General features: G+C 61.1%; 23 protein-coding genes and 1 pseudogene. 10 read left to right on the top strand and 14 right to left on the bottom strand.

What is annotated here, in order from left to right:
* A pseudogene (locus FFS64_RS18280) lies at window positions 1-354 on the top strand (hypothetical protein); the annotation flags it as partial.
* Window positions 355-414: 60 nt separating this feature from the next.
* Here the strand turns inward: FFS64_RS18280 and FFS64_RS18275 are convergent.
* From FFS64_RS18275 to FFS64_RS18255, 5 genes are all read right to left on the bottom strand, one after another.
* Window positions 415-1,311: a LysR family transcriptional regulator gene (locus FFS64_RS18275; RefSeq protein ID WP_137806558.1), complete on the bottom strand. Its 897-nt coding sequence runs from the start codon at window positions 1,309-1,311 to the stop codon at window positions 415-417.
* 176 nt (window positions 1,312-1,487) lie between these two features.
* Window positions 1,488-2,114: an isochorismate family cysteine hydrolase YcaC gene (gene ycaC, locus FFS64_RS18270; RefSeq protein ID WP_137806557.1), complete on the bottom strand. Its 627-nt coding sequence runs from the start codon at window positions 2,112-2,114 to the stop codon at window positions 1,488-1,490.
* 70 nt (window positions 2,115-2,184) lie between these two features.
* Window positions 2,185-4,023: an amidohydrolase gene (locus FFS64_RS18265; RefSeq protein WP_137806556.1), complete on the bottom strand. Its 1,839-nt coding sequence runs from the start codon at window positions 4,021-4,023 to the stop codon at window positions 2,185-2,187.
* Between the two features lie 30 nt (window positions 4,024-4,053).
* Window positions 4,054-4,659 (bottom strand): antibiotic biosynthesis monooxygenase, encoded by a 606-nt coding sequence (locus FFS64_RS18260; RefSeq protein WP_137806555.1) that lies wholly within the window; start codon window positions 4,657-4,659, stop codon window positions 4,054-4,056.
* A 223-nt stretch (window positions 4,660-4,882) separates the two neighbouring features.
* Window positions 4,883-5,800: a LysR family transcriptional regulator gene (locus FFS64_RS18255; protein WP_095193412.1), complete on the bottom strand. Its 918-nt coding sequence runs from the start codon at window positions 5,798-5,800 to the stop codon at window positions 4,883-4,885.
* A 158-nt stretch (window positions 5,801-5,958) separates the two neighbouring features.
* On the opposite strand from FFS64_RS18255, the gene FFS64_RS18250 reads away from it, so the two are divergent.
* Window positions 5,959-6,375, top strand: coding sequence for a helix-turn-helix domain-containing protein (locus FFS64_RS18250; RefSeq protein WP_137806554.1), 417 nt, complete (start codon window positions 5,959-5,961; stop codon window positions 6,373-6,375).
* A 77-nt stretch (window positions 6,376-6,452) separates the two neighbouring features.
* Here FFS64_RS18250 and FFS64_RS18245 read toward each other — a convergent pair whose 3' ends face one another.
* The 3 genes from FFS64_RS18245 to FFS64_RS18235 form a co-directional block, all read right to left on the bottom strand.
* Complete coding sequence (locus tag FFS64_RS18245; RefSeq protein WP_137806553.1) at window positions 6,453-7,895, bottom strand: catalase; 1,443 nt, start codon at window positions 7,893-7,895, stop codon at window positions 6,453-6,455.
* Between the two features lie 74 nt (window positions 7,896-7,969).
* Window positions 7,970-8,794 carry an alpha/beta fold hydrolase gene (locus FFS64_RS18240; protein ID WP_137806552.1) on the bottom strand — a complete coding sequence of 275 codons (825 nt, stop codon included), beginning with the start codon at window positions 8,792-8,794 and terminating at the stop codon, window positions 7,970-7,972.
* A 34-nt stretch (window positions 8,795-8,828) separates the two neighbouring features.
* On the bottom strand, window positions 8,829-9,404 hold the full coding sequence (locus FFS64_RS18235; RefSeq protein WP_137806551.1) for a flavodoxin family protein: 576 nt from the start codon (window positions 9,402-9,404) through the stop codon (window positions 8,829-8,831).
* A gap of 301 nt (window positions 9,405-9,705) precedes the next feature.
* Between FFS64_RS18235 and FFS64_RS18230 the strand changes: the two genes are divergently transcribed.
* Window positions 9,706-12,510, top strand: a complete 2,805-nt coding sequence (locus FFS64_RS18230; RefSeq protein WP_137806550.1) for a winged helix-turn-helix domain-containing protein — start codon at window positions 9,706-9,708, stop codon at window positions 12,508-12,510.
* Here FFS64_RS18230 and FFS64_RS18225 read toward each other — a convergent pair.
* Both FFS64_RS18225 and FFS64_RS18220 read right to left on the bottom strand, forming a co-directional pair.
* On the bottom strand, window positions 12,475-13,959 hold the full coding sequence (locus tag FFS64_RS18225) for a winged helix-turn-helix domain-containing protein (protein ID WP_137806549.1): 1,485 nt from the start codon (window positions 13,957-13,959) through the stop codon (window positions 12,475-12,477). The genes FFS64_RS18230 and FFS64_RS18225 overlap by 36 nt on opposite strands.
* A 152-nt stretch (window positions 13,960-14,111) precedes the next feature.
* Window positions 14,112-15,062, bottom strand: coding sequence for a GlxA family transcriptional regulator (locus tag FFS64_RS18220; protein WP_137806548.1), 951 nt, complete (start codon window positions 15,060-15,062; stop codon window positions 14,112-14,114).
* A 214-nt stretch (window positions 15,063-15,276) separates the two neighbouring features.
* Between FFS64_RS18220 and FFS64_RS18215 the strand changes: the two genes are divergently transcribed.
* Both FFS64_RS18215 and FFS64_RS18210 read left to right on the top strand, forming a co-directional pair.
* Window positions 15,277-15,999 (top strand): pirin family protein, encoded by a 723-nt coding sequence (locus tag FFS64_RS18215; RefSeq protein WP_137806547.1) that lies wholly within the window; start codon window positions 15,277-15,279, stop codon window positions 15,997-15,999.
* Between the two features lie 185 nt (window positions 16,000-16,184).
* Window positions 16,185-17,138: an alpha/beta hydrolase gene (locus FFS64_RS18210; RefSeq protein WP_137806546.1), complete on the top strand. Its 954-nt coding sequence runs from the start codon at window positions 16,185-16,187 to the stop codon at window positions 17,136-17,138.
* Window positions 17,139-17,141: 3 nt separating this feature from the next.
* On the opposite strand, the gene FFS64_RS18205 is transcribed toward FFS64_RS18210, so the two are convergent.
* The 3 genes from FFS64_RS18205 to FFS64_RS18195 all read right to left on the bottom strand — a co-directional run bounded on the left by FFS64_RS18205 (window position 17,142) and on the right by FFS64_RS18195 (window position 20,902).
* The gene (locus tag FFS64_RS18205) at window positions 17,142-18,956 is read right to left on the bottom strand and encodes an ABC transporter ATP-binding protein (RefSeq protein WP_137806545.1); all 1,815 of its coding nucleotides are present in this window, start codon (window positions 18,954-18,956) and stop codon (window positions 17,142-17,144) included.
* Window positions 18,957-19,117: 161 nt separating this feature from the next.
* Window positions 19,118-19,714 carry a DUF6338 family protein gene (locus FFS64_RS18200; RefSeq protein WP_137806544.1) on the bottom strand — a complete coding sequence of 199 codons (597 nt, stop codon included), beginning with the start codon at window positions 19,712-19,714 and terminating at the stop codon, window positions 19,118-19,120.
* Window positions 19,715-19,894: 180 nt separating this feature from the next.
* Window positions 19,895-20,902, bottom strand: coding sequence for an AraC family transcriptional regulator (locus tag FFS64_RS18195; protein WP_137806543.1), 1,008 nt, complete (start codon window positions 20,900-20,902; stop codon window positions 19,895-19,897).
* Window positions 20,903-21,068: 166 nt separating this feature from the next.
* Here FFS64_RS18195 and FFS64_RS18190 point away from each other — a divergent pair, with 166 nt between their 5' ends.
* From FFS64_RS18190 to FFS64_RS18170, 5 genes are all read left to right on the top strand, one after another.
* Window positions 21,069-21,920 carry a 3-hydroxybutyryl-CoA dehydrogenase gene (locus FFS64_RS18190; protein ID WP_137806542.1) on the top strand — a complete coding sequence of 284 codons (852 nt, stop codon included), beginning with the start codon at window positions 21,069-21,071 and terminating at the stop codon, window positions 21,918-21,920.
* Window positions 21,907-22,566 (top strand): TetR/AcrR family transcriptional regulator, encoded by a 660-nt coding sequence (locus FFS64_RS18185; protein ID WP_137806541.1) that lies wholly within the window; start codon window positions 21,907-21,909, stop codon window positions 22,564-22,566. Before FFS64_RS18190 ends, FFS64_RS18185 begins: the two co-directional genes overlap by 14 nt.
* A gap of 90 nt (window positions 22,567-22,656) precedes the next feature.
* Window positions 22,657-23,067 carry a VOC family protein gene (locus FFS64_RS18180; protein ID WP_137806540.1) on the top strand — a complete coding sequence of 137 codons (411 nt, stop codon included), beginning with the start codon at window positions 22,657-22,659 and terminating at the stop codon, window positions 23,065-23,067.
* A 225-nt stretch (window positions 23,068-23,292) separates the two neighbouring features.
* A complete protein-coding gene (locus tag FFS64_RS18175) occupies window positions 23,293-23,715 on the top strand; it encodes a hypothetical protein (RefSeq protein WP_137806539.1) in 423 nt (140 codons plus the stop codon).
* Window positions 23,716-23,917: 202 nt separating this feature from the next.
* Complete coding sequence (locus FFS64_RS18170; RefSeq protein ID WP_137806538.1) at window positions 23,918-24,118, top strand: hypothetical protein; 201 nt, start codon at window positions 23,918-23,920, stop codon at window positions 24,116-24,118.
* 3 nt (window positions 24,119-24,121) lie between these two features.
* Here the strand turns inward: FFS64_RS18170 and FFS64_RS18165 are convergent, their stop codons facing one another.
* Window positions 24,122-24,901: an AraC family transcriptional regulator gene (locus tag FFS64_RS18165; protein ID WP_137806537.1), complete on the bottom strand. Its 780-nt coding sequence runs from the start codon at window positions 24,899-24,901 to the stop codon at window positions 24,122-24,124.
* Between the last annotated feature and the right edge of the window lie 132 nt (window positions 24,902-25,033).

Genomic DNA, 25,033 nt, shown 5'->3' with positions numbered 1-25,033 from the left:
GGCCATGGAGGTGGGGGTGGTGGCCACGGTGGTGGCGGTAACGGCGGTGGCCATGGCGGCGGAAGCGGCAGTGGTCACGGCGGCAGTAGCGGCAGTGGTCACGGCGGCAGCAGTGGTCACAGTGGCAGCGACCATGCTGGCAGCACAGCCTCGAATTCCGGTCGCAGCGGCACCCATGCCGAACCGGGTGATGATCATGGGGTTCACCGTTCGGGTGATGACCATGGCGTTCATCGCTCGGGCGACGACCATGGTGTTCACCGTTCGGGTGATGACCACGGGGTTCATCGCTCGGGCGACGATCGCGGACTGCATGCCGGCGGCGAGCCGGGGGATGACAAACGCGTGAACTGACCTGCACTAGAACCTGTGGGAGCAAGCCTGCTCCCACAGTGGGTTGTGTGAACCGCAGATTTACAACCCACCCTCGGACCGATCCAGACGCTCCCGCAAAAACTCGATCAACGCCTGCACCGGCCGCGACGATTGCCGGTGTTGCGGATACACCGCCGACAGTAGCAGCGGCTCTGTCCGAAACTCATCCAGCACCGGTACCAGCCTCCCATCCTTCAGCGCCGAACCGACGATAAAGGTCGGCAGGTAGGTTATGCCCATCCCGGCAATCGCCGCGTCCTTAAGCAACTCACCGTTGTTGACCCGCATCCGCCCGGTAACGTTGACGGCCAGCGGTTTGCCCTGCCCCGCGAAGCGCCATTGCACTTGACGACCGTGGCCGTAAGGCAGGCAGTCGTGGCCAAGCAGGTCTTCCGGTTTAAGTGGTGTGCCGCGTTCAGCCAGGTAAGCCGGACTCGCGCAATACACGCGCTCGATAGACGCGATGCGGCGGGCAATCAGCGTCGAATCCTCGAGAATGCCGATGCGCAGGGCCAGGTCGTAGCCTTCACCGAGCAAGTCCACCGGACGATCACTCAGGTCCACTTCCACCGTGACCTCACGATAGCGCTGCAAAAACACTGGCAGCAGACAGCCCAGGTGCGCCAGCGCAAACGACAGCGGTGCACTGACGCGAATAGTCCCGCGTGGTTCGGTGGTTTGCCCGGCGATGCCCTGCTCCACTTGCTCGACTTCACCGAGCAATCGCAGGGCCGATTCGTAATAACTCTGGCCCAGGGGCGTGACGTCGAGGCGTCGGGTCGAACGATTGAGCAACCGCACGCCCAGGCGTTCTTCAAGCTGCATCAGGCGTCGGCTGACGAATTGCTTGGACAGGCCCAGTTGATCGGCGGCCGCCGTGAAGCTGCCGGAGTCCATGACCTGGCAAAAGATACGCATGTCTTCGAATGGGTTCATTGTCATGCTCTGGGTGACAGTGATGGCACTCTATAACTGTTTTCCCCTTTTTATCACCCTTGCGAAAAACAATGTGGGAGCGAGCCGGCTCGCGAAGGGGGCAGGCCAGACACCTTTCAGTGACTGTCAAACCGCTTTCGCGAGCAGGCTCGCTCCCACAAAGGATTGCGTTGAGCTTACTGGGCAGTAAACGTGGTGTAGCTGTTGATCAGGTTGCGGTAGTTCGGCAGGCGTTCGGACAGCAGGTTGGCCAGGCCTTCCATGTCATTGCGCCAGTCGCCTTGCAGCTCGCAGGCCACCGAGAACCAGTTCAGCAGGTGTGCACCGGCGGCCGACATGCGCGCCCAGGCGGCTTGTTGCACGGTGGTGTTGAAGGTGCCGGAAGCGTCGGTCACCACGAACACTTCAAAACCTTCGGCAATGGCCGACAGGGTCGGGAACGCGACGCAGACGTCAGTCACCACACCGGCAATGATCAGTTGCTTGCGACCGGTGGCCTTAACGGCTTTGACGAAGTCTTCGTTGTCCCAGGCGTTGATCTGGCCCGGGCGGGCAATGAACGGTGCGTCAGGGAACTGCGCCTTGAGCTCCGGTACGATCGGACCGTTAGGCCCCTTGTCGAAACTGGTGGTGAGGATGGTCGGCAGTTTGAAAAACTTGGCGATGTCGCCCAGGGCCAGCACGTTGTTCTTGAATTCGTTGGGCGAGAAATCCTGCACCAGCGAAATCAGACCGGTCTGGTGGTCGACCAGCAGCACCACTGCATCGTCTTTGTTCAGGCGTTTGTACGGAACGTTGCTCATGAAAAAACTCCTTGGTGGATGGTTGTTGCTTGCTGCGCCGGTCCATGCGGCCGGCGCTTTTGGGTGTTCGTCAGAAGGCAAAGCACGAGCAGCCGAAGGCGCCCCAGAAACCCGCAAAATCGCTGACCGGCGCATTCGACAGGCGTGCCCGCTCGTGGCTGTGGGAGTGCACCGCGCAAGGCCCGCTGCACTGGTGAACCTGCGCCTGCAACGGCGAGTTCGGCCGCCAGTGACCCGGGACTTTCACCACCGGCGACCAGTCCGGCAGCACCGGCACGCTGGCAGGTCCCAGCTTCTCGAAATCGCCGGCGGCGTACACCACCTTGCCGCCGACCACGGTCAGTACCGACTCGATCCACTTGATCGCTTCTTCGTCGACGCTGAAAAAGTCCGCACTCAGCGCGGCGAGGTCCGCCAGTTGCCCGACCTTGATCTGGCCTTTCCTGCCCTGCTCGGACGAGAACCAGGCACTGCCGTGGGTGAACAGTTCCAGCGCGGTCTGCCGCGACAGGCCTTCGGCGTGCAATGCCATGCCGCCGACGGTGCGCCCGCTGACCATCCAGTACAGCGAGGTCCATGGGTTGTAGCTCGACACTCGCGTGGCGTCGGTGCCGGCACCCACCGGCACGCCTTCGGCGAGCATGCGCTGGATCGGCGGCGTGGCTTCGGCGGCCTTGGCGCCGTAGCGCTCGACGAAATACTCACCCTGAAACGCCATGCGATCCTGAATCGCGATACCGCCGCCTAGTGCCCTCACCCGCTCGATGTTCCGGGGAGTGATGGTTTCGGCGTGATCGAAAAACCACGGCAAGCCATTGAACGGAATGTCGCGGTTGACCTTCTCGAACACGTCGAGCATGCGGCTGATGGATTCGTCGTAGGTGGCGTGCAAACGGAACGGCCAGCGCTGCTCGACCAAATGGCGCACCACCGGCTCCAGTTCGTCTTCCATGCTTTGCGGCAGGTCCGGGCGTGGCTCAAGGAAGTCCTCGAAATCCGCCGCCGAGAACACCAGCATCTCCCCGGCGCCGTTGTGCCGCAGGTAGTCATCGCCCTGGTGCAGCTTGACGCTGCCGGTCCAGTTCTGGAAATCCGTCAGCTCTTCCTTGGGCTTCTGGGTGAACAGGTTGTAGGCGATGCGAATGGTCAACTGCTGGTCCTTGGCCAACTGCTCGATCACCTGGTAATCGTCCGGATAATTCTGGAAACCGCCACCGGCATCGATGGCGCTGGTCAGCCCCAGGCGATTGAGTTCGCGCATGAACTGGCGGGTCGAGTTGACCTGATATTCCAGCGGCAGCTTTGGCCCCTTGGCCAGGGTCGAGTAGAGAATCATCGCGTTGGGTCGCGCCACCAGCATGCCGGTAGGGTTGCCATTGGCATCGCGGACGATTTCGCCACCCGGCGGGTTCGGTGTGTCACGGGTATAACCGGCCACGCGCAAGGCGGCACGGTTGAGCAAGGCGCGGTCGTACAAATGCAGGACGAACACCGGGGTGTCCGGCGCGGCCTGATTGAGCTCTTCGAGGGTCGGCATGCGCTTTTCGGCGAACTGGAACTCGTTCCAGCCACCGACCACCCGCACCCACTGCGGCGTCGGCGTGCGATCGGCCTGTTCCTTGAGCATGCGCAGCGCATCGGCCAGCGACGGCACACCCTCCCAACGCAGCTCAAGGTTGTAGTTCAAGCCGCCACGGATCAGGTGCAGGTGCGAGTCGTTGAGGCCGGGAATCACGCAACGGCCCTTGAGGTCGATCACCTGCGTGCCCGAGCCGCGCAACGCCATGGCCTCGGCATCGCTGCCAACGGCGACGAAACGACCATCGCTGATGGCCACGGCGCTGGCGAAGGGCTTTTCACGGTCAACGGTATGAAACTGGCCATTGAACAAAATCAGATCGGCGTTCATCGCGTTTCCTTAAGGCTTGGTGGTATAGGGCTAAGCGGAATGGGACTGGCCGGCTTCCAGCCAGGGTGCGAACAGGCGCGTGGCGAGCGGCATGAAGACATACACCACCGACAGCACGATGGTCAGGGTGATCAGGAACGTGGCGACCACGTAGCTGGACAGGAAGGCGTTGAGTTGCAACAACGGCCCCCAAAGCAGCGGCACGAGCAAGGTGTGAGGCAGGATCACCAGCAACGTCACCACTGCCTGCTTCCAGCGCGGCGGGGGCGACGCGGCATCGGCCAGCGGGGTAAACCAGAATTCGTTGAGCGGGTTGACCTCGGTCTGGTCGCCGTCCGCCAGCATCGGCGCGGCTTCGTCGACCAGTGCCTGGCGCTGCGGCGAATCGAGCCAGCGCTGCATGGCCTCTGTGGAACAAAAGCGCAGCACGCAGGTGAACATCTGCAAGCCGCCGTGCTGACCGCGAATCACATCGACACCCAAATGCCCTTCACTCTGCCCGGCAATACCGACGATGCGCCGCAGCCAGGCTTCATAAGCGGCTTCATGACCGGCCTTGATCCGATGCTTGACGATCAGCGTGACAATCTCATCGGACCCCGGTGCTGGCTTGCTCTGGGAATGGGCTACAGGCATGACGAACGGGCTCCGGCGAAACTGGGTTGGGAATGGGTGGATCATGCCGGGGCTGGGAAGGAAAAAATTGGATGTACGTGCTCTTTTTGCGACGGTGTTTGGATCTGAAAATCAACACGAAACCACAGTGGGTTCGGGTACATCCGGGAGGGATGGGGCGGCTGTCAGGCTGCCTTCGCGAGCAGGCTCGCTCCCAAAAGGGGATCGGGTACATCCTTAAGAGTCAGGCAATCTCCAACGACGCCGACATGAACTGACTGATCCGCGAACGCAGCCAGCGCTCCGCCGGATCATTGTCATGCACCCCGCTCCAGGCCATCGACAATTGCGCCGCCTCAATCTCGAACGGCGGATCCTCGGCACGCAAACCACAGCCCTCCACCAACGCGCACGCTGCATAATCCGGCACGGTCGCAATCATCTCGGTCCCGGCCAGCAAGGCGCGCAAGCCACTGAACTGCGGCACGCCCAGCACCACCTTGCGACACCGTCCGACCTTGGCCAGGTCCAGGTCGATGTTGCCGCTCAGGTCACCGGAAAACGACACCATCGCATGGGGTCGCGCGCAGTATTCGTCGAGGGTCAGCGGCCCCGGCCGGGTGTCGCCACGCAACACTTTGCAGGGGATGTCGCGCAGTTTCTTGCGCTTGGCATTGGCCGGCAACTCCTGGGTGTAACTGACGCCCACGGAGATTTCCCCGGAGGCCAGCAATGCCGGCATCAGCAGATAATTGGCGCGGCGCACCACGACGACGATGCCCGGTGCCTCTTCCTGCAACTGGCGCAACAGCGGCGGAAACAGACCGAACTCGGCATCGTCCGACAGCCCGATGCGAAACACGTCGCAACTGGTCGCCGGATCGAACTCCTTGGCCCGGCTGACCGCGCCGGAGATGGTGTCCATCGCCGGTTGCAGCTCCTTGAGGATCGCCAGCGCCCGCCCTGTCGGCTCCATGCCGCGACCGTTGCGCAACAGCAGCGGATCATCGAACAGATCGCGCAACCGACCGAGGGCGGCACTCACCGCCGGCTGCCCCATGAACAGTTTTTCCGCCACACGGGTCAGGTTCTTTTCGAACATCAGCGCTTCGAAAATCACCAGCAGGTTCATGTCGACGCGACGCAGATCGTTTCGATTCATAGGCACGGGTTCCTTGTGTATTGAGCCAGGCACGAGAGTGACGATTGTGTCTGACTTTACGCAAGACTTCCCGCAGGGAATGAGGAATTAACAACGATTAACTCGCGGGCCAGAGCCCTCGGGCTCAAGAATTGAGCCTACCGACTCGGACATTCGCCATGGCTCATTTCCAGCAAAACACTGCCCGCGCGACAGTCACTGAAACACAAAGAAAAAGCGCCGGCGGCCTCAGTCCGCAGCGCGAACGGCTGGTCAAACAACTGATCCTCGAACGCCTGGGTGAGCCCCTGGAAGTGACCGAGCTGGCCCAGGCCTGTTCGTTGTCGCGCAGTCATTTCTCCCGCGCGTTCAAATGCAGCACCGGCCACTCGCCCCAAGAGTGGATTCGCCAGCAACGCATTGCCCGCGCCAAGCTGCTGATCCAGCACACCGACCTTAGCCTTACGCAAATCAGCCTGGAGTGCGGCTTCTGCGATCAGGCGCACTTCTGCCATATGTTTACCCGCAGCGAAGGCATCAATCCGTTTGCCTGGCGTTGCCGGACGATACGTTCCGTTCGCCAGACAGCCTTATAGGCCGGAGACAAATACGAAGATGGCGAATCCCCGTGTGGGAGCAGGCTCGCTCCCACAGAGGGATCAAGGTGTCCGCATTATCCCAGCGGAACCAACCGCTCCAGTGCCTCGGCCACCCCGCGCCCATAAGCCGGATCAGCCTTGGTGCAGTTGTCGATATGCCGCTGGCGGATCAATTGCGGCACACCGTTCATGGCCCGCGCCGTGTTCTCGAACAGCAACTGCTGGCGTGCCGGGTCCATCAGGCGAAACAGGTTGCCCGGTTGCTCCCAGTGATCCTCTTCGAGCCGATGATCATAGTGCTGGGCGAAGCCTTCCAGCGGCAGCGGCGGTTCGGACAATTCCTTCGAATCCTCCCATTCACCCACGCTGTTCGGGAAGTAACTGGCGGTGCCGCCCAGGTTGCCATCGGTGCGCATGGCGCCGTCGCGGTGGTAGCTGTGATGCGGGCAGCGCGGCGCATTGACCGGGATGTGATTGAAGTTCACCCCCAGGCGATAACGCTGGGCGTCGCCATAGGAAAACAGCCGCGCCTGGAGCATGCGGTCCGGCGAGAAGCTGACGCCGGGCACCACGTTGGCCGGGGAAAACGCCGCTTGTTCGATTTCGGCAAAGTGGTTCTCGGCGTTGCGATTGAGCTCCATGGTGCCGACTTCGATCAGCGGAAACTCGCCGTGCGGCCAGACCTTGGTCAGGTCGAACGGGTTGTGCCGGTACGTGTTGGCCTGCTCCTCGGTCATCACCTGGATGCACAGTTTCCAGCGCGGAAAATGGCCCTGTTCGATGCTCTCGTACAGATCCCGCAGGTTGCTTTCGCGGTCCTTGCCAACCACCACGGCAGCCTCGGCATCCGACAGGTTCTCAATGCCTTGCTGGCAGACGAAATGAAACTTCACCCACACCCGCTGGTTGTCGCGGTCGATCAGGCTGAAGGTGTGACTGCCGAAGCCGTGCATGTGACGGAAACTGGTGGGAATCCCGCGGTCGCTCATCACGATGGTCACCTGATGCAGTGCCTCGGGCAGCAGGGTCCAGAAATCCCAGTTGCTGGTGGCGTTGCGCAGGCCCGTGCGCGGGTCGCGCTTGACCACGTGGTTGAGGTCGGAAAAACGCAGCGGGTCGCGGAAGAAAAACACCGGTGTGTTGTTGCCGACAATGTCCCAGTTGCCTTCCTGGGTATAGAACTTCACCGCGAAACCACGGATGTCACGCTCGGCATCGGCGGCGCCGCGTTCACCGGCCACCGAGGAGAAACGTACGAACAGCGGCGTCTCTTTACCCACCGAGCTGAAAATATCGGCTTTTGTGTAACGAGTAATGTCATTGGTCACGGTGAAGGTGCCGTAGGCGCCCGAACCCTTGGCATGCATGCGCCGTTCCGGGATCAATTCACGGTCGAAATGGGCAAGTTTCTCCAGCAACCAGATGTCTTGCAGCAGTGCCGGGCCACGGGGGCCGGCGGTCTGGATATTAAGGTTGTCGGCCACCGGGGCGCCTGTGGCGTTGGTCAGCTTTTTCATGGGACTTCATCTCGATTGATAGCGGCTCATCAGGAACTAAATCCGGCGCGGGTCTACGCCCGCGCCGGGATCGGTCAACCCTTGAGGAACGCCAGCAGATCGGCGTTGAGCTGATCCTTGTGGGTATCAGTCAAGCCATGGGGCGCACCGGGGTAGATCTTCAGCGTAGAACCATTCACCAATCCTGCCGAAGCGATGCCCGCCGCTTCGATCGGCACCACCTGATCGGCGTCGCCATGCACCACCAGGGTCGGCACGTCGAACTTCTTCAGGTCCTCGGTGAAGTCGGTTTCCGAGAACGCCTTGATGCAGTCGTAGGCGTTCTTGTGCCCGGCAGTCATGCCCTGCATCCAGAACCAGTCGATCATGCCCTGGGACGGCTTGGCGCCGGGTTTGTTGAAGCCGAAGAACGGGCCGCTGGCGAGGTCCTTGTACAACTGCGAACGGTCGACCAGTGACGCCTGGCGAATGCCGTCGAACACTTCGATGGGCAGGCCGCCGGGGTTGGCGTCGGTCTTGAGCATCAGCGGCGGCACCGCGGAAATCAGCCCGGCCTTGGCCACGCGGTCGGTGCCGTGGCGACCGATGTAGCGCGCCACTTCGCCGCCACCGGTGGAGAAGCCGAACAGCACGGCATTCTGTAGATCCAGGTGTTCGATCAGTTGCGCAAGGTCGTCGGCATAGGTGTCCATGTCGTTGCCGAACCACGGCTGGCTGGAACGGCCATGACCACGGCGGTCGTGGGCGATTACCCGATAGCCCTGGGAGGCGAGGAAGATCATCTGCGATTCCCAGCTGTCGGCATTCAGCGGCCAGCCGTGGCTGAAGACGACGGGCTGACCGCTGCCCCAGTCCTTGAAATAAATCTCGGTACCGTCGCGGGTGGTAAATGTACTCATGGAACGTGCTCCTTTACGTGAGGGTTGAGGTCAATCAATCAGCTTGGCGGCCGAAACGGTCGGCCAGCCGCGCCACCCGCTCGCCCAAGTGCGCGGCGGTGCAGCGGTCTTCGTCGGGGGGCGCCTGTTCGGGGGATTGTTCGACGTTCGATTGGGCCATGGCGCCCAGCGAGCTGCCGAGGCGATTGAGTTGCCCGTCGAACACTCCACTACCGGAACGCGCCGGCAGCAGGTCGAGGCCAACCCAGATCATCGAATGCTGGGCAGCGAATACCGCCATCTGCAGCAGGGTGTTGAGCTTGTCGCCGCACAGGCAGCCGGAATTGGTGAAGCCGGCCGCCAGCTTGTCGCGCCACGGCCGGGCCAGGTAGAACGGCGCCGTGGCTTCCATGAAGCCCTTGAAGGCGGCCGAGGCGCTGCCCATGTAGGTCGGGGCGCCAAAAATGATCGCGTCGGCGCAGTGCAGAGTGTCCCAGTATCGGTCCACATCTTCGACGGCCACCAGCCGACAGGTGCTGCCCGGGTGTCGCTCCACACCCTGGGCCACGGCCTCGGCCATGACGCGGGTATGCCCGTAGCCACTGTGATAGACCACCACCACGTTGCTCATTCCGGTGTCCTTGCGATATGTCGAATCCCTGATAGCTTCGCTCCTACAGGGCATGAGTTTTGGGCGAAAACCGGACGCAGGACGAGTTAAACGTTGTTAATTTTCCATGACGCGCAAACAGCGTTGCCCAGCCGTTTGTCAGCGCCGCGTCCAATAAAAACAGGCGTACGTTAAGGTCCGTGGAACGCTGCAGTCGCAACAGGCACCCCGCAGTCATCCAAACGGCACATTGCGCGGATCAGAAAACCTGAGAATATGCTTGAGAACCGCGATTCAGACGGATGCAAGCAGGAGTTAGCCGTTGCCCCTTTCCCTCGTACAAGCTGTACATTTCGGCCCTTACAGGGTCTACCCCGGGCAACGCCAGATACTGGAGGCCGACCAGCCGCTGCGCCTGGGCCGACGGGCCATGGACATCCTGTTGATCCTGCTCAAACACGCCGGGAACGTGGTCAGCAAACAACAACTGCTCGCCGAAGTCTGGCCCGACACTGTGGTGGAAGAGATCAACCTGCGGGTGCATATGGCGGCCCTGCGCAAGGCCCTCGGCGATGGTCAGGCCGGCCAGCGCTACATCGTCACCGTGGCTCAGCGTGGCTACAGTTTCGTGGCACCCTGCTCGCTTGAGCGTGTCGAGCAGCAGCCAGCCAACGAAGGTCCGCCATCGAGCGGACACAACCTGCCCCTGCGTCGCACCCGCCTGATTGGTCGTCAGGTATTGGTCGACAACCTGATGACGCAACTGCCGCGCCAGCGCTTCATCACCCTGGTCGGCCCCGGTGGCATCGGCAAGACCACCGTGGCCTTGCGTGTCGCCGAACAGCTGATCGGCCGGTACCGCGACGGCATTCGTCTGCTGGACCTGGCGCCGATCAATGATCCGCTGATGATCGCCGGTCACCTGGCCGCGTTGTTGGGCCTGTCCCTGCACGACACCGAACCACTGAACAGCCTCGCCCTGTTCCTGCGCGAGCGGGAGATGCTGCTGGTCATCGATAACTGCGAGCACCTGATCGACCATGTGGCTGTTCTCTGTGAAAGCCTGCTGCGTGGCGCGCCGCAACTGCAAATTCTCGCCACCAGCCGCGAGGGCCTGCGTGCCGAGGGCGAATTCGTTCAGCGCCTGGAATCGCTGGACTGCCCGCCGCCCATTGCCGTGCTGGACCGTGCCCAGGCCCTGAGTTTTTCCGCGCTGCAATTGTTCGTCGAACGGGCCATGGCCAGCCACGACAGCTTCGAATTGAGCGATGCCGAGTTGCCGTTGTTGATCGACATCTGCCGACGCCTCGACGGCATACCACTGGCGTTGGAACTGGCGGCCGCGCAAGTCGCCAGCCTCGACCTCGCTGGCTTGCTGGCGCAACTGCAGGACAGTTTTCGCCTGCTCACCCACAGCAGCAACACGACGCTCGGCCGGCATCAGACCCTGCGCGCCACACTGGACTGGAGCTTCGAACTGCTCAGCACCTGCGAACAGACCTGCTTGCGTCGACTGAGTGTCTTCCGCGGCGGCTTTACCCTTGAGTCGGCCGCGGCGGTGATCGTCGGCGGGCATATCGAACCGCGCGAAGTATTCGGCTCGATCACGCAACTGGTGGCCAAGTCGCTGCTGAGCGTCGACGTCGGCGACGAAGAGGTGTTCTACCGCCTGCTCGATACCACCCGCAGCTATGCCCTGGAAAAACTCGAGCAGACCAGCGAGCTGCCCGGCACCCGCGAGCGCCATGCCGAACGCTGCCTGGTCTTGATGCAACAGGCGCAGAAAGAGTGGGAACGGATACCGACAACGCTGTGGATCGAGCGGTACGCCCGTGGCCTGGAAGATATCCGCGCGGCCCTCGATTGGGGCCTGGATGCCCGGGGACCACAGACACTGGCCATCCGGTTGACCGCGGTATCCACACCACTTTGGCAAGAGCTATCGCTACCCAGGGAGCATGGCGGCCATGTGCGCAAGGCCCTGGCCTTGCTCGATGCGACGCTTGAACCCTGCCCGCACCTGAAAATGGCCCTGAAGCTGGCCCTCGGCAGCGCCTGCTACCACGCCCAGGGCGGCACCGCTGAAGCCATCGGCGCTTTCGTCACCGCCAGAACCCTCGCCAGGCAGTGCAATGACGTGGTTGGAGAACTGCGCGCCGTTTCCGGGTATCTGGCAGTCAATCTCCTCTGCGGCAACTATCGGATGGCCTTGGAGCAGAGCCGGCAATTCGACCGTTTGGGAGTGTCCGGCGACCCTGTGTTGTCTCTCAGCACCCATCGTTTGCGGGTGTTGGCACTGCACTTTGCCGGGGATCAATCACGGGCGCGGCTGAACGCCGAAGAGGTACTCCAGCGCATGGCCCACAGTGGCCACCTCAACCGCTTCACCCACGGTTTTGGCGTGCAGTACGACCAGAGCGTCGCCGCCCTGACCATCCTGGCGCGCGTCCTCTGGATACAGGGTCTGCCGGATCAGGCCTGGCGTACGGCCCGACAGGCGCTGAACATTGCCCTGCAGATCAACCATGGCACCTCCATCTGTTACACCCTGGCGCTCTCGGGTTGCCTGATCGCCCACTACAACGGCGACACCCGCACTTCCCGCGAACTGTTGCGCCTGCTGCTGGATCAGTCGCGCAAACACTCGGTGCTGCCGTTCTACACCTTTGCGCAACACTATGCGCAGGTCATGGACAGCTCTGACGCCCCCCCGCCGCGACTGGCGGGTGTCGGATTGATCAAGGAAATCATGGTGACCCTGGACACCGGCTTCGTCGATGACGACTTGCTGCAACGCGCCAACAGCGGCGCGGCGGGCTGGAGTACCGCAGAGATTCTGCGGGCCCGCGCCGATGCGCTGCTGGCAGCGGATTGCCCGGTGAAAAACCGTGACGCCGAACCCCTGCTGCTCAAGGCGCTCAACGTGGCAAACACTCAAGGCGCCCTGGCCTGGGAGCTGCGCAGCGCCACTGCGCTGGCGCGGCTTTGGCAGCGTCAGGGTCGCCACCAGCAGGCACATGAACTGTTAGCACCAATCTACCAACGCTTCACCGAAGGGCATGCCACGCCGGACCTGATTGCTGTGCGCCGATTACTCGGCGAGTTGCAGGCCCACCTGCCGGCCTGATCGTCGATGTGACTGACTGATGTAGTCGGCGTAACGCATTTCGAAGGTGCGCAAGGCGCCACTGTGTTCGAGTTTTTCCAGGGCGTAACTGCGGGTGGTATTGAGAAAGCGGTAACGGGTTATGCCACTGGCTTGCTCGCGCGATAGCAGCGACTTCAGCGCCAGGCTTTCCAGCACCTTATTCAGGCTGGCGGACAGCAGCGTGGCGCAACTGACCACGCCCATCGCCGCGTCCAGGGTGAACGCCGACTTGAACACCGCCAGGCGCTGCAACACGGTTTGCTCAACCGGGCTCAGCCGTTCGTAACTCCAGTCCAGGGCGGCCTTGAGAGTCTGGTGCCGAGGGACTGCCGTGCGCCGGCCTTGGGTCAACAGTTGAAAGCAGTTATCCAGTTGCGCTTGCAAACCCACCAGCGCCAGCGCATCGATCTGCGCCGCCGCCAGTTCTATCGCCAGGGGCAAACCGTCGAGCCGTCGACAGATTTCGCGCACGGCCCTGAGGTCCTGCTCGCGCAGGGAAAATCCTTGCTGACGGGCGCGTGCCCGGCTGACGAACAGCTGCGCCGCCGAATAGCCCATGACTTCGTCGACACTGTGCAACGCCGATATCGGCGGAACCACCAGCGGCGGCAGCGCCAATAGCGCTTCGCCAGTGGCCAGCAGCGGTTCACGACTGGTGATCAGAATCGACAGGCGCGGCGCCGAGTCCAGCAGCCTTTCGACCAGGGCCCGGCAACGCTCAAGCAAGTGTTCGCAGTTATCCAGGATCAACAGCGCATGCCGTTGCCTCAGCACGTCCAGGGTGGTGCCGGTTTCCAACGCCAGGGTGCGCGTCAGGTGATCTTCCACCTGCGCCGGATCATCGATCATTGCCAGGTCCACTCGCCACACGCCGTCGCGATAGTGCTGCAACAGCAGCTCGCCGACTCGCAGGGCGACCGTGGTCTTGCCGATACCGCAGGGCCCGACCAGGGTCATGCAGCGCCGTATCGGCAACTGCCGGACCAGACTGCCGACCACCGCATCACGTCCGGTGATCGACGTCAGCCGTGCCGGCAGGTTGTGTTGGGGTTTATGCGCCGGGGCGCAAGAGATCGGCATGAGCTCCGATGCCTGTTGCACCGGTGCGACGAAACTGTAGCCGCGCTGGGGAATGTTGACGATGTAGCAGTGACCGCCCTCGCCATCGCGAAAGGCCCGACGCAGCGCAGCAATATGCACCCGCAGATTGATTTCCTCGACCACCGACCTCGGCCAGACCTTGGCGATCAATTCGTCCTTGCTGACCACCGAGCCCGCGTGTTCGACCAGCACCTGGAGGATATCCAGGGCCCGTCCACCCAGGCGCAGCGGCTGATCGCCTTCCAGCACCAATCGCTGATGGAGGTGGAACGCATAGGGACCGAAGCGCAGCACTGTGTCGCTATTAATGTATCCAAGGCTAATCATTGACCTTCACCCGCAGGGAGCCTGCCCGGCACACATCCGGACGGTACCTTCCTTGCTATGAGTTCAAGGCTATCTTGGCAGGCCTCGGCGACCGTACAACCGTCACGGGGGGAGCATCACGGCCATTACGGTGCGCATCACGGCCAAGAACGTCAGCTGAATTGCTCGCGATACTGGATCGGGGTCAGACCGAGCTTCTCACCGAACAGAAAACGCATGTGCCGCACGCTGCCGAAACCGCTTTTGAAGGCCACGGTCTTGAGCGGCAACTCTGTGGTTTCGAGCAGGTTGCGAGCGCAATCGATCCGCGCACTTTGCAGAAACTCCATGGGCGTCATGCCCACTTCCCGGGCAAAAACCCTGGCGAAATGACGCGGGCTCATGGCGGCCAGTCCGGCCATGCGTTCAATGCTGAAGGTTTCGTCGAGATGCTCGAGTACATGGTTCTGCAATCGGGTGATCGCCGTTTCCTGGGGCGCCACTGCCGCCATCAACGGGCTGAACTGCGCCTGGCCGCCCTGGCGTTTCATCACCACCAACAACACCTTGGCCACATCCTGTGCGAGTTTCTTGCCATGGTCGTCGGCAACCACTGCCAGCGCCAGGTCAATGCCGGCGGTGACGCCACCGGACGTCACGAGATTGCGATCCTGGACGAAAATCCGATCGGTCTCGACGGTGGTCTTGGGGAAAGCCTGAATCAAGCGCTCGGTGTAGTGCCAGTGGGTGGTCACGCGATAGCCGTCGATCAACCCGGCATGGCCCAACACAAACACCCCGGTGCAGATTGAGCCGTAGACTCTTGATCGACTGACGTTATGCGTGAGCCAGTCGAGCAATCGAGGATGTTTTTCGTTGTAGGCGCCGGGGCCTCCGGGCACCAGCAGCAGATCAAATCCGTCACAGGCCTGATCGATAGTCAGATCGGCGAGCACCCTCACGCCATTGGACGCCCGCAGCGCACCGGGTTCGGTGCCGATGGTCGTCAGCACGTAATGGTCGTCGGGTTTGAGGTACCGGTTGGCAATGGAAAAAACATCCATGGGCCCGGCCATGTCGAGCAGGAGAAAGTTGGGGAACAGCACCATTGCCACGGTTTTCATGGGTTCAAATCACTGAGCTAATAAGAAAAACACCAAGCCCTGCAGGAGCAAAGCTTGCTCCTGCATTATGGCGAACTGCGGATTCAGCGTCGCCAACATTACTGTCAACCTGAATGCGACAGTATTTCAATTTTCATCTACTTTTTGCACCATTTGGTAATCATTAACCTTCTCCTCACTCGGACGAATCAACGTCCCCACAGGAGATTCCATCATGCTGACCCTTCGCAAAGCTTCTGAACGTGGCATGGCCAACCATGGCTGGTTGAAGTCGTTCCATACCTTCTCTTTCGCCAACTATCGCAACCCGAAAGAACAGGGTTTTTCCGATCTGTTGGTGATCAACGATGATCGCGTCGCCGCCGGTAAAGGCTTCGGCCAGCATCCGCACCGTGACATGGAAATTTTCTCCTATGTGCTCGACGGCGCACTGGAGCACAAGGACACCCTGGGCACCGGCTCGGTGATCCGCCCTGGCGACGTGCAATTGATGAGCGCCGGCAGTGGCGTGGCGCACAGTGAATACAACCACTCGGACAAGCGTGCGGTGCACTTCCTGCAAATCTGGATCGTGCCGGATGTAAGCGGCGCCAAACCGCGCTATCAGCAAGAACACTTCAGCACGCAGAAGAAACGCGGCCGCCTGCAATTGATCATCTCCCCCGACGGGGACAAGGGTTCGCTGAAGGTGCGTCAGGATGCCCGGGTGTATGCCGGCCTGATCGACGGCCAGGAGAGTGCCACCCTGGAACTGGCCGCCCATCGCTACGCCTACGTGCATGTGGCGCGTGGCAGTGTCGAACTCAACGGCCTGCGCTTGCAGGAAGGCGACGGTGTGCGGGTTCGCGAAGAACAGTTGCTGACCTTGAGCAACGGCGTGGATGCAGAGGTGCTGGTGTTTGATCTGCGGCCGCAGGAATTGCCTGAAATGCCATGACCACAGGCGCTCCCCTACGAACATCTTGTGGGAGCCTGCTCGCGACAGCGGAATGTCTGACAAATAGATATTGGATGTGTAGACGCCTTCGCGAGCAGGCTCGCTCCCACAGGTCGAAATTTTTCCCGCCCTGCGCACGCATCTGTTAAAACGCGGACTTCATGTCTGTGCCAATGGAACACCCGATGCCCACGGCCCCCCTCACTCGCCTGCGCCGACGCTGGCTGCCGCTGCTGTGCATGGCTGCGCTGGTCGTCGGCCTGCCGGCGAGCTGCGGCGCACTCAAGTACAAGGAGCGCGAGTTGCTGTTCCGCATCGAACCGGGCACGGCGAGCTGGTATCGCGGTTTGCCGGGGGATGTTCAGGCGTTCGACATCAAGCCCGCCAATTTCAAGGCCGGGCAAAATCTGCATGCCTGGTGGTGGCCGGCGGCGCGCCGCGATGCGCCGTCGATTCTCTACCTGCACGGTGTGCGCTGGAACCTTACCGGCCAGGCGTTCCGCATCGAGCAACTGCGCGCCATGGGTTATTCGGTGCTGGCCATCGACTACCGGGGGTTCGGCCAGAGCAAAGGCGATCTGCCGTCGGAAGCCAGCGTCTACGAAGACGCCCGGGCTGCCTGGGAGCGCTTTACGGCAATGCAGCCTGATCCCGGCAAACGCCTGATCTACGGCCATTCCCTTGGTGGTGCGGTGGCCGTCGACCTGGCGGCAGACCTAGCCGCGCAGGCAAAAAAGGAGCATGTCGCGGTGCCGGTGCGCGGTCTGGTGATCGAATCCACCTTCACCTCACTGGGCGATGCCGTGGCGGAAGTGGCCGGCAACAACCTGCCCGTCAACTGGCTGCCGGTGCGCTGGCTGCTGTCGCAGAAGTTCGACTCGATCGACAAGATCGTCGATATCGACATGCCGCTGCTGGTGGTTCACGGTCAAGCCGACGCGTTCATGCCCCCGCGCTTCAGCCAGCAATTGTTCAATGCCGCCAATGAGCCCAAGCGCCTGCTGCTGGTACCCGGTGGCACGCATAACAACAGCATGAGCCTGGGCGGTAGCCAATACCGCCAGGCGCTCGACGGCTTGATGAAAGCCAAATCGCAGATCGCCGGGCCGACGATTTCAAGGGGTGCGCAGGACTCCTGATTGTTATCGATAACCCCGCGCCTGCAAGTCGAACAACTGCGCATAACGCCCACCCGCCGCGACCAGACTGTGGTGATCACCGCGCTCCAGAATCCTGCCCTGGTCGAGTACGATGATGTGGTCGGCGTTACGCACACTGGAAAAACGGTGGGAGATCAGCAGGGTCATGCGATCCTGAGTGTGCCGGCTGAAATGTTCGAACACCGCCGCTTCCGCCGCCGGGTCAAGGGCCGACGTCGGCTCGTCGAGAATCAGGATATCGGCATCGCGACGCATGTAGGCACGGGACAACGCGATCTTCTGCCATTGCCCGCCGGACAGTTCCTGCCCCCCGGCAAACCAGCGCCCCAATTGCGTGGCATAGCCGCGATCCAGACGCTCGATAAAGGGCGCAGCCATACCTTCGGCGGCGGCTTCGTGCCAGCGCTGCTCATCGTTGAACGCCAGGGTGTCCCCCACACCGATGTTCTCGCCGACGGAGAACTGGTAGCGAATGTAATCCTGGAAAATCACGCCGATGCGCCGACGCAGCGCGTCTTCTTCCCAGGCCTGCAAGTCGCTGCCGTCCAGCAGAATTCGCCCCTGATCGGGACGGTATAGACGGGTCAGCAGCTTGATCAGCGTGGTCTTGCCCGAACCGTTTTCCCCCACCAGCGCCACACTGTGTCCGGGTACAAGGTGCAGATCGATACCTTCCAGCGCAGCGAGACGGGCGCCCGGATAACGGAATCCGACGTTCTCGAAACGCAAGCCGTCGCCGGGCACTGCACCGACGGTGAGATGCCCGGTATCGACCACCACAGGCTCAGCCAGGTATTCATAAAGGCTGGACAGGTAGAGGCCATCTTCATAAAGGCCACTGATGGCGCTCAGGCTGCTGCTCACCGCTGACTGTCCCTGCTTGAACAGCACCAGGTACATGGTCATCTGCCCAAGGCTGATATTGCCGTGAACCGCATCGACCACCACCCAGGCATAGGCCAGATAAAACGCTCCCGTGCCGAGCAGGCCGAGCACGAAACCCCAGCCGTCGCGGCGCAGGGTCAGCCGCCGGTCCTCGGCATAGAGACGGGCGAACGTCTCGCGGTAACGCCGCAACAGCAGCGGCGCGAAACCGAACAGCTTGACCTCCTTGATGTAGGCCTCATGGGACAGCAGCGTCTCGATGTACGTCTGCTGTCGGCTTTCCGGTGCGCGGCGGGTGAACAAGCGAAAGGCATCGCCGGAAAAATGCGCCTCGGCAAAAAACACCGGCAACGCGCCGACCACCAACAACACCAGCGCCCACGGCGAAAAATGCACGAGCAACACACCGAAGCTGATCAACACGATCAGGTTCTGGATCAACCCCAGCGACTTCATCACCAGTGCCAATGGCCGGGTCGAGGCCTCGCGTCTTACCCGCACAAGCTTGTCGTAGAACTCGGAATTCTCGAATTGCACCAGCGACAGCGTCTGGGCCTTTTCCAGAATCATCGTGTTGACCTTCTGCCCCAACTGCACGCGCAACAGCGACTGCTGCACCGACAGCGCACGCTGGGTGGCGGACAGCAACGCCAGCACCCCGGCTTCCAACAGCACATAGCGAAGCACTGGCCACAACGGCGCACTGCCCTGCTGCGCGTGCAACTGCATGGCAAATACCACGGCATCGACAATGCGCTGCCCCAACCACGCTGCCAACGCCGGCAGCACCCCGGCGATCAGCGTCGCCAGCACCAGGCCAAGGAACAGGCCGCGAGAAGTGCCCCAGACCAGCAGCAAGGCGCGCCGGGACTGGTCGAGTAATGAGGAGAAGCGGGTAAGGACCGCGGGCATATTATCTGTTGCGCCGACGCGGTCTCTCAGACTCTTTTCTTGAAGGTGGAGGGCCGAGTGGAATCACCAACCCCGGGGGAGGAGGACCGCCGTTATCCCATTCCTCCATAAGCCGCTTGAGTTCAGGCGGCATTTCCTGCGGTGCCCTGCTTGTCATTTGATTACCCTTTTATTTTCAGGAATTCGACCCACTGTACTTTTGAAACATCGATAACAATGATTTCCGCCCCGGTGCGAATCCCCTTGTCTGAATCATCAATCCAGCGAGGGTACTCAAGAACGAACTGCCCTCTTGCAGGCTCCGCCGGCCATTCTATCGGCCAACCAAACAGGCGTTTGCCATCGACCAAGTGCAGCACGACATGTCTTTGCCGCGTTGAAAAAGCACTGTACCACTCGCAAGGATATGAAGATTGCCGGGTTATGTTCAGCTTGCGCAGGAGAGCGTGAAGCTTGTCGCTACTGGCAATGTGACAGGAAATAAACCCCATCAGCACCGCTATCACCGCCGACCACAAGGTCTCTGATTTTCTGTCCCACATGCCGACTGAAAAGATCCGTTCACCTGCAACCAACAGCAACGCTCCCAACCCAACAACCAGCGACTGGATCACAAAGGTAAAGATCAGCGCCTGAACTATTTGTCCAAAAGTGTCCGGCCGCTTGAAGGCTGTCAGTGAATAAAAGATCCAGGCGGCCAAAAATCCCGGAATCAAATACTGGAGTAGCGGAATCACTTCCTTGATCAAATCATCCATGCAAGTTTTCAATCCATTGAAAGCTCCGATGCGACGAAAAGAAATACCTCACTTCACCGACTCATTCCACCCGTTGCAGAGTCCCTGTCGTCACAAGAAATTTCAAGATTAGAGGCTTGGAAATTGCGGGCAAAAATCATGGAAAACGCCTACAAATACTTAATCGAAGGCCCACACCAACTATTCCTGAAACCTTGCCCGATACCGCCCCGGACTCTCCCCCGTCCACTTCTTGAACGCACGATGAAATGCACTCGGCTCCTGAAATCCCAGTTGCTCGGCGATGTCGCTGATGCTCGCCCGGCTCTGGCGCAATTGCTCGAAGGCCACCGCACGGCGCACTTCGTCCTTGATCTCCTGATAGGAACAGCCTTCACGTTCCAGCTTGCGGCGAAAGGTGCTGGGGCTCAGGTGCTGTTCCAGGGCGAAGGCCTGCAAGGTCGGCCAGTGGCTGTAATGGCTGTTGCGCAGGCGCTGATGCACCTGTGACGCCAGGCCGTGCTGGTTGCGGAAGCGAATCACCAGCCATTGCGGCGCGGTGCGCAGGAATACTTTCAGCGAAGCCAGGTCCTGCACCACCGGCAGGCGCAGGTAGTGGCTGGCGAATTCGATTTCGGTGCGTTCGGCGCCGAAAGTCAGGTTCGGTCCCCAGAGCAAGCGATCGTCACTGAGGGACACCCGCTCGTGGCGGAAATCCGCGCGGTCGATGGGAATGCGCCGACCGCCCAGCCAGCACAACAGGCTGATCATCAACACCAGGAACGTCTCTTCGCCGAAGCGGCCGACGTCATCGTTTGCCGCCTGGCTGTCCAGGCTGATGAAGGCCCGTTTACCGCGCACGGTCAGCGTGCCGCGAAAATCGTGGAGGAACAGGGCGAAGTTGGCCAGGCACTGACGCATGGCCTTGTGCAGGTCGGGCTCCTGAATCAAGGCGCGGCAAATCAGGGCGAAGGCGCCCGGCGGCATACCATGGGAGTCGAGCCCGAAGAACTCGTCATTCAGTTCGCGGATCTGAATCAGCCACAACGCCGCAAAAGCATTGGCCGGCACCCGCGCCGTCGGCTCTTGCATCAGCGCCGGATCAATGCCGGCCTGTTCCAGCACCGCCCGCACTCGCTGCGGATCATCCCCCAGCCCGTGGATCATTGCCTGCACGAAGTAGGCGGCCACCGAGTCCTTTTCCCGCATCTGAACGCAACGCTCCCCATCATTCGAAATGGCAAAAAACACCAGTGCCGTTGAACAGTTTCGGCATAGGACAACCGCCTTGCCAGCTCTAGACTCGCGCCAATAGTACGCCTTCGGCTGCCACCACGGCCAAGGTATCGCAGGGTTTGAGCGAAAGGACGGCAACATGAATCTGCAACACATTGGCGTGATCGGCGCCGGCACCATGGGCAATGGCATTGCGCAAGTCTGCGCCCTGGCCGGTTTCAGCGTGACCCTGCTCGACATCTCTGAGAGCGCTTTGCAAAAAGCCGTCGCGACCGTTGGCAAGAATCTCGATCGTCAGGTTGCCAAGGAGACCCTGACGCCGGAGCAAAAACTCGCCGCCCTCGACAAGATCCGCACCAGCACCGACTACAGCAGCCTGCACAACGCGCAACTGGTGATCGAAGCCGCCACGGAAAACCTCGAGCTGAAACTGCGGGTACTGCAACAGATCGCTTCGCAGGTCAGCGCCGACTGCGTGATTGCCTCCAACACTTCGTCGCTGTCGATTACCCAGCTCGCCGCCAGCGTCAGCCAGCCTGAGCGCTTTATCGGCCTGCACTTCTTCAACCCGGTGCCGGTAATGGGCCTGATTGAAGTCATCCGCGGCCTGCAAACCAGCGACGCCACCCACGCCCTGGCACTGGACATGGCGACCGCGCTGGGCAAAACCGCGATCACCGCTGGCAACCGCCCGGGGTTCGTGGTCAACCGGATTCTGGTACCGATGATCAACGAAGCGGTCCTGGTGTTCCAGGAAGGCCTGGCCAGCGCCGAAGACATCGACGCCGGCATGCGCCTGGGCTGCAACCAACCCATCGGCCCGCTGGCCCTGGCGGACCTGATCGGCCTGGACACTTTGCTGGCGATCATGGAAGCCTTCTACGAAGGCTTTAACGACAGCAAATACCGCCCGGCGCCACTGCTCAAGGAAATGGTCGCCGCCGGTTACCTGGGCCGCAAGACGGGGCGTGGCTTCCATGCCTATGCCTGAGCGTTGCTCGCGGTTTGCCGAGTACCGGGACAAGGTGCTGGAGTTGTTTGCCAGCAAAGGTTTCGGTCAGGTCGGCATGCGCGAACTCGCCACGTGCCTGGGGCTTTCCCCAGGCTCGTTGTATCACCATTACCCGAGCAAACAGCACTTGCTGCTTGATCTGATCGAGGAGTTTTACGAAGAGCTGTTGGCCACCCTTGGCCGCATCGAACAAAAGGCCCCGGCCAAACGCGACCGGCTCAACAGCCTGATCCGCGCGCACCTGAACCTGCATCGCGATATGCCGTGGCACTTTCGACTGGTGGAGCGCGACAGCGGTTGCCTGAATGAAGAGCAACAGGCGCGGGTTCGCCAGTTGCGCGAACAGTACGAATGCCGGTTGCTGGTGATGCTCGGCGCCCGCTCCCGATTCAGCGAATCAGGTCTGCCGGCAGCTGGGCACGCCATTGCCGCCTTGCTTAACAGCGCCCCGAGTTGGCTCTCACCCCATTCGCTGGATGAAGGCGAGCAGGACGAACTGCTGGAAAACATGCTCAGCGGAGCCATCGAGCGCGTACTCGCACCACGACGCTCGGTCGAGGCAATAAGCCTCGCCCGGTCTATCGAAAAAACGTCTAAAAAAAACCAGGCCCCCACCGCGATTTAAGGCTTTGCTTGCCCGGTCAATGTCATCGGAATTCGCTCCTGAACCAAGCGTCCAATCCGATGTGTCCCTTCAATGACCGGGAGCCGCATCATGAAAATCAATCCCTACCTTATCTTCAATGGCGACTGCAAAGCCGCATTCACCTTCTATGCCGAATGTCTGAAAGGCCAGATCGAAGCCATGTTGACCTATGGTGAAACACCCGCCGGCGATCATGTACCCAAGGACCTGCATAACCTGATCATCCACACCCGCCTGGTAGTGGGCGATCAGGCGATCATGGGGTCGGATACCACCCCCGACCGCCCCACCGAAGAAATGAACGGCTGTTCGATTTCGCTGAATGTCGACAGCATTGCCGAGGCTGAACGGGTGTTCTCCGCGCTGTCAGCAGGCGGCAATGTGCAAATGCCGCTGGAGACCACATTCTGGGCGGCCCGCTTCGGCATGCTGGTCGACCGCTTTGGCGTGTCGTGGATGGTCAATTGCGAAAAAGCGTAGGAGCGAGCTTGCTCGCGATGGTCGTGAACGAAATGCATTTTTGCTGGTTAACCGCAGAGCTCTGTAGTCCATCGCGAGCGAGCTCGCTCCTACAAGATCGACGATGTTCGACACATGAAACAGCCCAACCTGAACAGGTTGGGCTTTCTGGCAACTCCCGGGTCGTCTGCTACCGTCAACATGCCATTCCCCGTATAGCAGCGGATTGTCCGGAGGAAACCCACCATGCCTGCGCCCTGGTCCACCCGTTTCAAACTGTCGCTACTGGCCGGCGGGCTCACCGCCACCCTCCTCGTTCTCAGTGGCTGCGCCACCGTCGATGCCCAGAGCACCGCCTATGTCGGTGTCGAGCACCCCGCTCCGACGATGCCCAGCGAAGTCGTGGTACTACGCTCCGAACCCCTTCGCCCGCACATTCGCCTGGGTGAAGTGCTGATCGATGCCAGCGTTGATCCCGCGCCACCGATTGCCGAGGTCGAACAGAAATTGCGCGAGGAATCCGCCAAGCTGGGCGGCGATGCCGTGGTGGTGGTCTATGACCGTATCGGGACCGTAGGCGCCCATGCCAACGGGCCGCTGTGGGCGCGCGATGTGAAAGCCATCGAGGGACGCAAGCTCAAGGGGATAGTCATCAAGTACCGGTCGTAGTTGTCGACATCCCTGGTCTGACTCATCGCACAACCTTTCGTCGCAAATCAAAACCCGGGGCGCTCTATGCGCCCCTGTCTGGCTTACGGCTTGCACAGGCGGTCGTAGCGGCCCCAGAACGACATAATTCTGACACGCCAGCCCCTCAAACTAATGCTTAAGGCCTCCAGCAATACGCTTGGTCAGTCACCGGAGATGTAACGTGTCAACTCTTAATGAAATCGCAGCGAACCACGCGAGAATGGCCAAGGCAAAAGAAGAGGAGGCGACCGGATTGAATGAGCGACAGCTTCAGATCGTCGGTGGTTTTGAAATCCCGTGCCTGGAGAAGCAGCAACAGGTTCCGTTGCACCTGATGGCTGGGGCGCAAGACAACCTTGTCGGGCAGGCCGTTGGTTTCTGATCGTCAGGATTCACCGAATGTCACTTGCCGGTAATGGCGTGGTGTAAAACCCGTCAATGCCTTGAACTGGCGGGTGAACGCACTGTGGTCGGTATAGCCGCACTGCAGTGCAACCTCGGTGATCGGCATGTCGGTATGCAGCAGGCGATGTGCATGCTCCAGGCGTATTTTCTGGATCATCTGCCGCGGTGTCAGGTTGAACACACGTTTGCAGTACCGTTCCAGTTGCGCCACTGAAATACCGGCGATCCGCGTCAGTTCACCCAGGGTGACGCGGCGGTTGTAATGCGCGCGAATGTATTCGTCTACCGCAGCCAGGCGCTGGTAGGCCGGATGCGTCTCGCTGGCCGACTGCAGGTCGACCGAGATCCCCACCAAACCGATGACCTCACCGTTGCGGTTATACAAGGGCCGTTTGTGCGTCAGGCACCAACCGGGCTCCCGACTGCCGTACAAGTGCAACTCCAACTGATCCTCCAGAACAAGCCCCTGCTCCAGCACCCGTCGATCCTGTTCGGTATAGCCAGGCCCCAACTGCGCCGGAAAAACCTCGGCACTGGTTTTTCCAAGCAAGGATTGCAGGTGTTTCAGCCCGCAGCGACGCACCAGGGTCAGGTTGGCCATGACGTAGCGCGCCTGGACATCCTTGATAAAGATCGCGGCATTGGGAATGACATCCAGCATCGGCAGCAGCAGTGCCACGCCCGCCAATAATTCATCGATGGTCAGAGGACGACTGGCATCGTTCCCCTGGCACAGGATCGCAAACGCGTTCTGCGTCATGAAGCTCCCTCCCCCACTTTCGTCCAGGCAACCAGCACGCCGAGCAGGTTGCCCCAACCCCGGTGCCCTGTCGAGGGCGCATCACGATCATTCGTACTGTGCTGATTTCGTCATCGATGCCAGTGAAAAACA

It is taken from the genome of Pseudomonas sp. G(2018) (genome assembly GCF_005502415.1).
Classification (GTDB): domain Bacteria; phylum Pseudomonadota; class Gammaproteobacteria; order Pseudomonadales; family Pseudomonadaceae; genus Aquipseudomonas.
Note: the sequence above shows the minus strand (reverse complement) of the source record. Positions and strands in the feature narration are given on the sequence as shown.

Bases quoted from the DNA above. Each gene is read 5' to 3' on its own strand.
- FFS64_RS18275 (WP_137806558.1), bottom strand. From the start codon at position 1,311: ATGAACCCATTCGAAGACATGCGTATCTTTTGCCAGGTCATGGACTCC.
- ycaC (WP_137806557.1), bottom strand. From the start codon at position 2,114: ATGAGCAACGTTCCGTACAAACGCCTGAACAAAGACGATGCAGTGGTG.
- FFS64_RS18265 (WP_137806556.1), bottom strand. From the start codon at position 4,023: ATGAACGCCGATCTGATTTTGTTCAATGGCCAGTTTCATACCGTTGAC.
- FFS64_RS18260 (WP_137806555.1), bottom strand. From the start codon at position 4,659: ATGCCTGTAGCCCATTCCCAGAGCAAGCCAGCACCGGGGTCCGATGAG.
- FFS64_RS18255 (WP_095193412.1), bottom strand. From the start codon at position 5,800: ATGAATCGAAACGATCTGCGTCGCGTCGACATGAACCTGCTGGTGATT.
- FFS64_RS18250 (WP_137806554.1), top strand. From the start codon at position 5,959: ATGGCTCATTTCCAGCAAAACACTGCCCGCGCGACAGTCACTGAAACA.
- FFS64_RS18245 (WP_137806553.1), bottom strand. From the start codon at position 7,895: ATGAAAAAGCTGACCAACGCCACAGGCGCCCCGGTGGCCGACAACCTT.
- FFS64_RS18240 (WP_137806552.1), bottom strand. From the start codon at position 8,794: ATGAGTACATTTACCACCCGCGACGGTACCGAGATTTATTTCAAGGAC.
- FFS64_RS18235 (WP_137806551.1), bottom strand. From the start codon at position 9,404: ATGAGCAACGTGGTGGTGGTCTATCACAGTGGCTACGGGCATACCCGC.
- FFS64_RS18225 (WP_137806549.1), bottom strand. From the start codon at position 13,959: ATGATTAGCCTTGGATACATTAATAGCGACACAGTGCTGCGCTTCGGT.
- FFS64_RS18220 (WP_137806548.1), bottom strand. From the start codon at position 15,062: ATGAAAACCGTGGCAATGGTGCTGTTCCCCAACTTTCTCCTGCTCGAC.
- FFS64_RS18215 (WP_137806547.1), top strand. From the start codon at position 15,277: ATGCTGACCCTTCGCAAAGCTTCTGAACGTGGCATGGCCAACCATGGC.
- FFS64_RS18210 (WP_137806546.1), top strand. From the start codon at position 16,185: ATGCCCACGGCCCCCCTCACTCGCCTGCGCCGACGCTGGCTGCCGCTG.
- FFS64_RS18205 (WP_137806545.1), bottom strand. From the start codon at position 18,956: ATGCCCGCGGTCCTTACCCGCTTCTCCTCATTACTCGACCAGTCCCGG.
- FFS64_RS18200 (WP_137806544.1), bottom strand. From the start codon at position 19,714: ATGGATGATTTGATCAAGGAAGTGATTCCGCTACTCCAGTATTTGATT.
- FFS64_RS18195 (WP_137806543.1), bottom strand. From the start codon at position 20,902: ATGCGGGAAAAGGACTCGGTGGCCGCCTACTTCGTGCAGGCAATGATC.
- FFS64_RS18190 (WP_137806542.1), top strand. From the start codon at position 21,069: ATGAATCTGCAACACATTGGCGTGATCGGCGCCGGCACCATGGGCAAT.
- FFS64_RS18185 (WP_137806541.1), top strand. From the start codon at position 21,907: ATGCCTATGCCTGAGCGTTGCTCGCGGTTTGCCGAGTACCGGGACAAG.
- FFS64_RS18180 (WP_137806540.1), top strand. From the start codon at position 22,657: ATGAAAATCAATCCCTACCTTATCTTCAATGGCGACTGCAAAGCCGCA.
- FFS64_RS18175 (WP_137806539.1), top strand. From the start codon at position 23,293: ATGCCTGCGCCCTGGTCCACCCGTTTCAAACTGTCGCTACTGGCCGGC.
- FFS64_RS18165 (WP_137806537.1), bottom strand. From the start codon at position 24,901: ATGACGCAGAACGCGTTTGCGATCCTGTGCCAGGGGAACGATGCCAGT.